This is a genomic window from Isoptericola sp. NPDC057191 (assembly GCF_042670225.1).
Lineage (GTDB): Bacteria > Actinomycetota > Actinomycetes > Actinomycetales > Cellulomonadaceae > Isoptericola.
The window spans coordinates 1-7,958 of record NZ_JBHUWC010000187.1; the positions used below are offsets into that span (position 1 = coordinate 1).

10 protein-coding genes and 1 tRNA gene are annotated in these 7,958 nt (G+C 74.1%); 9 read left to right on the forward strand and 2 right to left on the reverse strand.

Annotated features, from left to right (window positions below):
• The first annotated feature begins 120 nt into the window (after nt 1-120).
• From ACFT55_RS17365 to ACFT55_RS17400, 8 genes are all read left to right on the forward strand, one after another.
• A tRNA-Met gene (locus ACFT55_RS17365) sits at nt 121-197 on the forward strand.
• A 253-nt stretch (nt 198-450) separates the two neighbouring features.
• Nucleotides 451-720 (forward strand): Rho termination factor N-terminal domain-containing protein, encoded by a 270-nt coding sequence (locus ACFT55_RS17370; protein WP_380245092.1) that lies wholly within the window; start codon nt 451-453, stop codon nt 718-720.
• 126 nt (nt 721-846) lie between these two features.
• Nucleotides 847-1,341: a dsRBD fold-containing protein gene (locus ACFT55_RS17375; protein WP_380245093.1), complete on the forward strand. Its 495-nt coding sequence runs from the start codon at nt 847-849 to the stop codon at nt 1,339-1,341.
• A 156-nt stretch (nt 1,342-1,497) separates the two neighbouring features.
• A complete protein-coding gene (locus ACFT55_RS17380; RefSeq protein ID WP_380245094.1) occupies nt 1,498-2,361 on the forward strand; it encodes a transporter substrate-binding domain-containing protein in 864 nt (287 codons plus the stop codon).
• Nucleotides 2,362-2,364: 3 nt separating this feature from the next.
• On the forward strand, nt 2,365-3,258 hold the full coding sequence (locus ACFT55_RS17385; RefSeq protein ID WP_380245095.1) for an ABC transporter permease subunit: 894 nt from the start codon (nt 2,365-2,367) through the stop codon (nt 3,256-3,258).
• Complete coding sequence (locus ACFT55_RS17390; protein ID WP_380245096.1) at nt 3,255-4,025, forward strand: amino acid ABC transporter ATP-binding protein; 771 nt, start codon at nt 3,255-3,257, stop codon at nt 4,023-4,025. The genes ACFT55_RS17385 and ACFT55_RS17390 overlap by 4 nt, the downstream gene beginning before the upstream one ends.
• 142 nt (nt 4,026-4,167) lie before the next feature.
• Nucleotides 4,168-5,046, forward strand: a complete 879-nt coding sequence (locus tag ACFT55_RS17395; protein ID WP_380245097.1) for an NAD(P)-dependent oxidoreductase — start codon at nt 4,168-4,170, stop codon at nt 5,044-5,046.
• A gap of 89 nt (nt 5,047-5,135) precedes the next feature.
• A complete protein-coding gene (locus ACFT55_RS17400; protein ID WP_380245098.1) occupies nt 5,136-6,479 on the forward strand; it encodes a DUF2235 domain-containing protein in 1,344 nt (447 codons plus the stop codon).
• A gap of 33 nt (nt 6,480-6,512) precedes the next feature.
• Here ACFT55_RS17400 and ACFT55_RS17405 read toward each other — a convergent pair whose 3' ends face one another.
• Nucleotides 6,513-6,899 carry a universal stress protein gene (locus tag ACFT55_RS17405; RefSeq protein ID WP_380245099.1) on the reverse strand — a complete coding sequence of 129 codons (387 nt, stop codon included), beginning with the start codon at nt 6,897-6,899 and terminating at the stop codon, nt 6,513-6,515.
• 79 nt (nt 6,900-6,978) lie between these two features.
• On the opposite strand from ACFT55_RS17405, the gene ACFT55_RS17410 reads away from it, so the two are divergent.
• Complete coding sequence (locus tag ACFT55_RS17410; protein ID WP_380245100.1) at nt 6,979-7,353, forward strand: zf-TFIIB domain-containing protein; 375 nt, start codon at nt 6,979-6,981, stop codon at nt 7,351-7,353.
• A gap of 15 nt (nt 7,354-7,368) precedes the next feature.
• On the opposite strand, the gene ACFT55_RS17415 is transcribed toward ACFT55_RS17410, so the two are convergent.
• Nucleotides 7,369-7,812, reverse strand: coding sequence for a SufE family protein (locus ACFT55_RS17415; protein ID WP_380245101.1), 444 nt, complete (start codon nt 7,810-7,812; stop codon nt 7,369-7,371).
• Nucleotides 7,813-7,958 lie beyond the last annotated feature (146 nt).

A 7,958-nucleotide genomic window follows, 5' to 3' on the forward strand; every position in this document is an offset into this window, starting at 1 on the left:
GGACCGGCGACCCCGCGGCGTCTCCGGGAGCGCAGCAGCGGGCTCGGGTGTGACGTGGGTCCCATTCGCCCGATTGAATTTGGCTCGGGCCCGAACGTGCCGTAATGTTCAGGGAGTCGACGCGGGGTGGAGCAGCTCGGTAGCTCGCTGGGCTCATAACCCAGAGGTCGCAGGTTCAAATCCTGCCCCCGCTACCACGGGATGTCGTCGACATCCAGAAGGCCCCGACCGGGATCCGGTCGGGGCCTTCGTCATTCCCGGGCCGAGCACGACGTCGCCGTCGTACGCCCGCCGCCTCCCGTCCTCGCCCGCCGTGCAGTCGCGGGCCGGCCGGCGCGCGTCCCCGCACGGCTGGAGATGCGACCAGCGCGGCTCTGGGGCCAAGGTGGAGGACCCAAGAGCGTGGAGGACGCCCGCCAGCGGCGCGCCCGACGAGCGAGAGGACCGACGATGCCCCGACGGGATGCGGGACCGAGCGTCAAGGACAAGGAGCTGTACGAGGAGCTCCGGGACGAGGGCAACAGCAAGGAGAAGTCCGCGCGGATCGCGAACGCCGCCGCCGCTCGCGGGCGCGGCAAGGTCGGCAAGAAGGGCGGCGAGTCCGGCAGCTACGACGACTGGACGGTGGCCGACCTGCGCAAGCGTGCGGCCGAGATCGGCATCGAGGGCCGGTCGTCGATGCGCAAGAGCGAGCTGGTCGACGCGCTGCGCTCGCACTGACGGCCGAACGCCGACGTCCCGCCCGGCGGTGGCTGTGACGGGCTGCCTGTCGCGGCACCCCGGCGCATGATGGACAGACAGGACCGAGCTCGGGCGGCGGGCGTGCGACGGCGCGAGGAGGCGGCGATGAGGGCGACGGTGGGGGACCGGATCGTGGTGGCGTCCGGGGTGGTCGGCGGTGCGGTGCGCGACGGGATCGTGGTCGGGTGCCCCCACGGGGACGGCACCCCGCCGTTCCAGGTGCGCTGGTCGGACACGGGCGAGGAGACGCTGGTCTTCCCCGGGGCGGACACGCTGGTGCAGCACGAGGGCGGCGACGCCGTGCCCGCACGCCCGCCACGACCGGAGGTCGCGCGGGCGCTCACCTGGGACGTGCGGGTGTCGCTCATGGAGGCGGCGGGCAGCACGACCGCCGAGGCGATGCTGACGCCTGGCCCGGACGTGGGCTCGCTGCGCGCCGTCGGGCACGCGCGCAAGGACCCGGGCGACGCGCAGATCCCGGTGATCGGCGACGAGGTGGCGGCTGCGCGGGCCCTGCGGCGGCTCGCGGACGCGCTGCTCGAGCAGGCTGAGCAGGACATCTCGGCACAGACCGGGCACCGCGCGCACGTGCACCCCTGACCGCCTGACCGGCGCGGGCACGGGGCCCTGCCCGGGGAACATCGACAACCCGGGCGCACCCCGCCTGTGACGACCGCCATGCCGCGAGAGGTGGTGGGCGGCATAGGCTCGCGACGTCGTGCCCGTCGCAGTCCACACCTCCGGAAGGCCCTCCTCGTGCGTACCTCCCGCCCTCTCCTCGCGGTCGCCCTCGCCTCCGCCGCCACCCTCGCGGTCGCCGGGTGCTCGTCGTCCGGCGACGACGGCGACACCGGCGCCACGCCCTCCGGCAGCGCCACCGACTGCACGCCCGAAGGGATGAAGACGCTCACCGACGGCACGCTCACGGTGGGCGCTAGCGACCCGTTCGAGCCCTGGTACGTGGGCGACCCCAGCAGCGGGAAGGGCTTCGAGTCCGCCCTCGTCTACGCCGTCGCGGACGAGCTGGGCTTCGCGAAGGACGACGTCGAGTGGACCTCCGTCACGTTCGAGCAGATCATCAGCCCGGCGGTGAAGCCGTTCGACGTCGCGGCATACCAGACCACGATCACGGACGAGCGCAAGGGCGCCGTCGACTTCTCCAGCCCGTACCTCACCAGCAGGCAGGGCGTCATCGTGGCCGACGAGGGCAAGTTCTCCGACGCTGCGAGCCTCGCGGACCTCAAGGGCGCCAAGGTGGGCGTCACCGCGTCCCAGACGTCCCTCGCGGCGGCGGACGCCGCCTGGGGGGACGACGTCGAGGTCACGCCGTTCAACGCGGCCGGGGACGGGATGACCGCGCTGAGCTCCGGCACGATCGACGCCATGGTGATGGACGTCGACCAGGGCGTCGCGGCCTCGACCGTCTACTTCCCCGACACCCACGTCGTCGGCACGCTGCCGCCCGTCGGGGAGCCGGAGCAGCTCGGGCTGGTGCTCGACAAGGGCTCCTCGCTCACGCCGTGCGTCTCGGCCGCCGTCGACACCCTGGAGGAGAACGGCACCCTCGACGACCTGCGCACCACGTGGCTCAAGTCGGACGACGTCCCCGAGCTCTCCTGACACGTGAGCGCCCCCACGACCGCCCGGACCCCCGGCTGGCAGCCCTCCGCGCGGGCCCGCGCCCGCGCGGCGTACCGGCGCGCCCAGCACCGCCGCGCGCTGCTCGTCGCCGCGGTCGCGACCGTCCTGGTGCTGGCCGCCGTCGTCTACGTCGTGACGACGGCGCCCGGCTGGGAACGGGCCCGAGAGGCGTTCTTCTCGCCCGAGCGTGCGTGGGAGGTGCTGCCCGAGGTGGCCGCGGGCCTGTGGCTCAACCTGCGGGTGTGGGTCGTGGCGAGCGTCGTGGCCCTCGTCGTCGGCCTGCTGCTCGCCGTCGTGCGGACGTCCCGCGTGCCGGCCCTGTTCCCGCTGCGGCTCCTCGCCGTCGGGTACGTCGACGTGTTCCGTGGCGTGCCGTTGCTGCTGGTGCTCCTGCTGGTCGGTTTCGGGCTGCCGGCGCTGCGGCTGCCGTGGCTGCCGGTCAGCGCCGCGTTCCTCGGCGGCCTGTCGATCGTGGTCTGCTACACCGCCTACCTGGCGGAGATCTTCCGGGCGGGCATCGAGGCGGTGCACCCGTCGCAGGTGGCAGCCGCGCGGTCGCTGGGTCTGAGCCGCGGGCAGGCGGTGCGGCGCGTCGTCCTGCCCCAGGCCGTGCGGAACGTCACCGCGCCGGTAGCGAGCATGCTGGTGTCGCTGCAGAAGGACTCCGGGCTCATCTCGATCCTCGGCGCGGTCGACGCGATCCGGGCCGCGCAGATCGCCACGACGGGTGACTACAACTTCACGCCGTACGTGGTGGCCGGCCTGCTGTTCCTCGCGATCTCGGTGCCGCTGACACGCCTCGTGGACGCCTGGTCGGCCCGCCAGGGCTGGCGGGGCGAGCTGCGCGGGGTCGCCGGCGCGGGGGTCGTGCGATGAGCGCCGCGGCCGTGCCCCTCCTGTCGCTGCGCGACGTCCGCAAGTCCTTCGGCGCCGGCGCGGACCGCAAGGTCGTCCTCGACGGCGTCGACCTCGACGTCGCCGCGGGCGCGTGCGTCGTCGTCGTCGGCTCGTCGGGCTCCGGCAAGTCCACGCTCCTGCGGGTGGTGGACCTGCTGGAGGAGGTCGACGACGGCCAGGTGCTGCTCGACGGCCTCGACGTCGCCGACCCCTGGGTGGACGCCGACGCCGTCCGCGCCCGCCTCGCGATGGTCTTCCAGCAGTACAACCTGTTCCCGCACCTGCGGGTGCTCGACAACGTGACCCTCGCGCCGCGCGTCGTGCACCGGGTGCCGCGGGCCGAGGCCGAGAGCGCCGCGCTGGCGATGCTGGAGCGCGTCGGGCTGGCCGACAAGGCGCAGGCCTACCCCGACCAGCTCTCAGGCGGCCAGCAGCAGCGCGCCGCCATCGCCCGCGCCCTCGTGAACGGGCCGGAGCTGCTGCTGCTCGACGAGGTGACCTCCGCCCTCGACCCGGAGCTCGTGGGCGAGGTGCTGGACCTGCTGCTGTCGCTGCGCACCGAGGGGGTGGCCGGCCGGCCGACGACGATGCTCGTCGCGACGCACGAGATGGGCTTCGCCCGCGAGGTGGCCGACGAGGTCGTCTTCCTGCACGCCGGGCGCGTGCACGAGCGCGGCACGCCCGCCCAGGTGCTCGGGGACCCGCAGCAGGACCGGACGCGCGAGTTCCTGCGGCGCCTGCGCTGACGAGGCTCTCGGCCCACTCGGCGGCAGTTCCGGTTCGGTGCGGCAGCTCGAACTGCCGCACCGAACCGAAAGTGCCGCGCGGATGCCCGTAGCCTGAGGCCGCCGGCATCGCCGCCGGTGTCTAGGAGAGTGGAGGTCGAGCATGCGGGGCACGCCGGTCGGGTTCGTCGGCACGGGACCGATGGGGGCGCCGATGGCGCGGAACCTGCTGGCGGCGGGGTACGACGTCGCCCTGTGGAACCGCACCGCCGCACGGGCCGAGGACGTCGCGCGGGACCAGGCGCTCGCCACGGTCGCCGCGCGGCCGGCGGACGCGGCACGACCCGTCGTCGTCGTCATGCTCCCGGACCTGCCCCAGGTGCGCGACGTCGTGGAACGGCCGGACGGGCTGCGCGCAGGGTGGTCCGCGGCCGGGGTGGCCGACCCGGTGCTGGTCGTCATGAGCACGGTGAGCCCGGTCGCGGTGACCGCGTGGGCGGCAGAGCTCGAGGCGGCCGGCGTCCGCCTGGTCGACGCCCCCGTCAGCGGCGGCGTCGAGGGCGCGGTCGCCGGCAGCCTGAGCATCATGGCGGGCGGTGCGGACGCGGACCTCGCCGCCGTCCGGCCCCTGCTCGACGCGATGGGGACCACCGTGCGGCACCTGGGCCCGGTGGGTTCGGGCTCGCTCGCCAAGACGTGCAACCAGATCGTCGTGGGGGGCACGCTCAACGCCCTGGCCGAGGCGGTCGCCATCGCCCGGGCGGGCGGCCTCGACCTCGCGACGGTGCTCGAGGTGCTGGGCGGCGGGCTGGCGGGCTCGCGGCTCCTGGACGACAAGTCACGCCGCTACCTGACCGGCGACTACGCGCACGGCGGGGCCTGCCGCACCCAGCTCAAGGACCTCGAGTTCGGCATCGCGGCGGGCGAGGCGCTCGGCGTCGACACGGCGCTCACCGAGGTGGCGCGCACCCGGTACCAGCGGATGGTCGAGCGCGGTGACGGGGAGCTGGACCACAGCGCCGTCATCCGCGTCGTCGCCTGAGCCCTCGCCGGGGCCACCGACCTCCCTCACCGTGCGCCCGTCGTATCACCGCCGGCCGCAGACCCTCCGAGATCCATGGAGGGACGACCATGAAACGACTGGTGCTGTGCTGTGACGGGACGTGGAGCCACGCGGTGAACACGCAGGTCTCCAACATCGAGAAGCTCGCGCGCTGCGTGCGGCGCTCCGGAGGGGGCGGTGACAGCGACGTCGAGCAGCTCGTCGGGTATGTGGGGGGCGTCGGCGCCCGCGGCTACCTCGTGGACCAGCTCCTGGGCGGGGCGTTCGGCTTCGGGTTCACGCGGAACGTCGTGGACGGCTACCAGTTCCTCGCCATGAGCTACGAGCCGGGCGACGAGATCGTGGTGCTCGGCTACTCGCGCGGCGCCTACACGGCGCGCAGCGTCGTCGGGATGCTCTCGCAGGTGGGTCTGCTGACCCCGGAGGCGACGGACGCCGGGCTGCTGCACGAGGCCGAGCGCGTGTACCGGCTCAAGCCTCCGGCACCGCGCAGGGTCGCGCGGGCGGAGCGGACCGTCCAGCGCACCCGGGCGGGGTCGTGGCGCCGTCGTCGCGCCGAGGCGCTGCTGCGCCGGTGCGACGAGGTCAAGGCGGAGAAGGAGCGGTTCCGCGCCGCCCACGGGATCCGCGTCCCGGTGCGGTTCCTCGGCGTCTTCGACACCGTCGGCGCGCTCGGGGTGCCGGGGCTCTCGCGCCGCAAGAACAGGTTTCACGACGTGTCCCTGTCGTCGGCCGTCGTCACCGCCCGGCAGGCCCTGGCCATCGACGAGCGCCGCCTCACGTTCGCGCCCTGCCTGTGGACCGTGCCCGACGGCGACCCGCCGGACCGGGTGCAGCAGGTGTGGTTCCCGGGCACGCACGGTGACGTCGGCGGCGGGGGCGCGCGCTGCGGCCTCTCCGACATGGCGCTGCAGTGGATGGCGGACGAGCTGCGCGCCGTCGGCGTCCGGTTCGACGAGCACCGTCTGACGCGCCAGCTGACGCCGAAGGCCGAGCTGATCCTCGCCCAGGCGCCGCCGTGGCCCTTCCGGGTCATCAACGTGGTCAAGCGCGTGCGGCCGCGGTACGAGACGGTCGACGGGCGCGTCGTGTTCCGGCACGGGCTGCGCGTGCTCGCGCTGCCGGCGACCGCACCGGCCGCGACCCTCGCGGCCGGGCCGTCCGGCGGCGTCGCCGAGCCGTGGCGCGACGGCGTGCGGCTCGCCGACACGGTGCTGCGCTACGTGATGCGCGACGGCTACGCGGCGCTCGCGCCCAACCTCGGCTGGTGGATGGCGGAGGCGGGCGGCGTGGAGCGGCTCCCGGTGGAGCAGGTGGACGCCGCGCGTGGCGACCTGCGGCCGCTCGTCGTGCCGCGGGGCGACGTCGTCGCGCACGAGCGCGTCCCGCGCGCCCTCACCGCAGGGCGCTGAGGGTCACCGGACCGGGCAGACCGGGCGGGCCGGTCAGTCGTCGTAGGCGTCCTTGACGACCAGGACGGGCACGGACGCGTCGAGCAGCACCCGCTGCGTCGTCGTGCCGATGAGGAAGGTGCCGGCGCTGGAGCGCTTGCGGGAGCCGAGGACGACGAGGGTCGCGCCGACCTCGTCGGCGGCGTCGAGGATCGCGTCGGCCGGCTCCGTGCCGGCCGCGCGGCGGGTGACGGGCCGCACCTCCACGCCCTGCGGCACGTCGGCGAGCAGGCCGTCGAGCGGGTCGCCGTCCACCGGGTCGTCCGACCGTGCCAGGTGCACGACGTGCAGGGCGAGCCCTCTGCGGGCCGCCTCCGCGATCGCCGTCCGGACGGCCGCCTCACCGTGGGGCGACGGGTTGTAGGCCACGAGCACCGTCATGGGCACACTCTCGCACATCGAGGGAACCCTCCGCCGGTCCGGGCCGTTGTCCCCACCAGCCGACGAAGGAGCAGCCGCCATGCAGTGTCCGCACGACCAGTCCGTCCTCGTCATGACCGAGCGCAAGGGCGTCGAGATCGACTACTGCCCGCAGTGCCGCGGCGTCTGGCTCGACCGGGGCGAGCTCGACAAGATCATCGAGCGTTCCCTCGAGTCGGAGATCGCCGCCGAGGCGCGCGGTCCTGTGCCGCCGCCGACATCCCCCGGGCCACCGCTCCCGGCGTCGTACGACGATCGGCGCTACGACGGGCCGAGGTACGACGAGCGGCGCTTCGACGAGCGCTATGACGACAAGCGCTATGACGACAAGCGGTACGACGAGCGCGGGTACGACCCCCGCTACCGCAAGCGCCAGAAGAAGGACTCGTTCCTCGGCGACCTGTTCGACTTCTGAACCGCCCGGGCGCCGTCAGGCGGCGGCGAGCTGCTCGCGCACCTGCCGCTTGGCGCGGGTGAGCATGCCCGCCATCCCGTTGAGGCGCAGGGGGCTGACGGCGCGGGTGAGGCCGATCATCAGGGGGAAGTCGTCCGGCACGTCGAGGACCTGCTGCGGCGACAGCCCGGACAGCCCCTGCGCGAGGATCGACGCGAACCCGCGGGTGGTGGGCGCCTCCTCGGGCGCGGTGGCGAAGAAGTGCACGACGTCGCCGTCGACCTCCGCGAACGCGCGCACGGGGGACTGGCACTCCTCGACCCGCTCCAGCAGGCCGGGTGCGCTCTCGTACCGGGCGGGCAGGCCCGGCAGCTCGCGCGAGAACTCGAGCAGGAGCTGGAGGCGCTCCCGCTCGGGCAGGGCGAGGAAGTCCTCCCGGATCTCGGACAGCGACTCGGGCAGGGTGGCGGCGTCGGTCATGGCTCCAGTCTCTCTCGGCGTGCGGTGGCGCGGACCCCGTCGAGGTAGTGCGAGACCGCGCGAGGTAGTTCTCCCCGCGCCGAGGTAGTTCTCCCCGCGCCGAGGTAGTGCTCCCCGCGACGAGGTAGTGGGCAAAGACCACTACC

What these genes read in the sequence shown, in the direction of transcription:
- ACFT55_RS17410 (WP_380245100.1), top strand. Translation starts at nt 6,979, where the DNA reads ATGCAGTGTCCGCACGACCAGTCCGTCCTCGTCATGACCGAGCGCAAG.
- ACFT55_RS17390 (WP_380245096.1), top strand. Translation starts at nt 3,255, where the DNA reads ATGAGCGCCGCGGCCGTGCCCCTCCTGTCGCTGCGCGACGTCCGCAAG.
- ACFT55_RS17375 (WP_380245093.1), top strand. Translation starts at nt 847, where the DNA reads ATGAGGGCGACGGTGGGGGACCGGATCGTGGTGGCGTCCGGGGTGGTC.
- ACFT55_RS17405 (WP_380245099.1), bottom strand. Translation starts at nt 6,899, where the DNA reads ATGACGGTGCTCGTGGCCTACAACCCGTCGCCCCACGGTGAGGCGGCC.
- ACFT55_RS17370 (WP_380245092.1), top strand. Translation starts at nt 451, where the DNA reads ATGCCCCGACGGGATGCGGGACCGAGCGTCAAGGACAAGGAGCTGTAC.
- ACFT55_RS17395 (WP_380245097.1), top strand. Translation starts at nt 4,168, where the DNA reads ATGCGGGGCACGCCGGTCGGGTTCGTCGGCACGGGACCGATGGGGGCG.
- ACFT55_RS17415 (WP_380245101.1), bottom strand. Translation starts at nt 7,812, where the DNA reads ATGACCGACGCCGCCACCCTGCCCGAGTCGCTGTCCGAGATCCGGGAG.
- ACFT55_RS17400 (WP_380245098.1), top strand. Translation starts at nt 5,136, where the DNA reads ATGAAACGACTGGTGCTGTGCTGTGACGGGACGTGGAGCCACGCGGTG.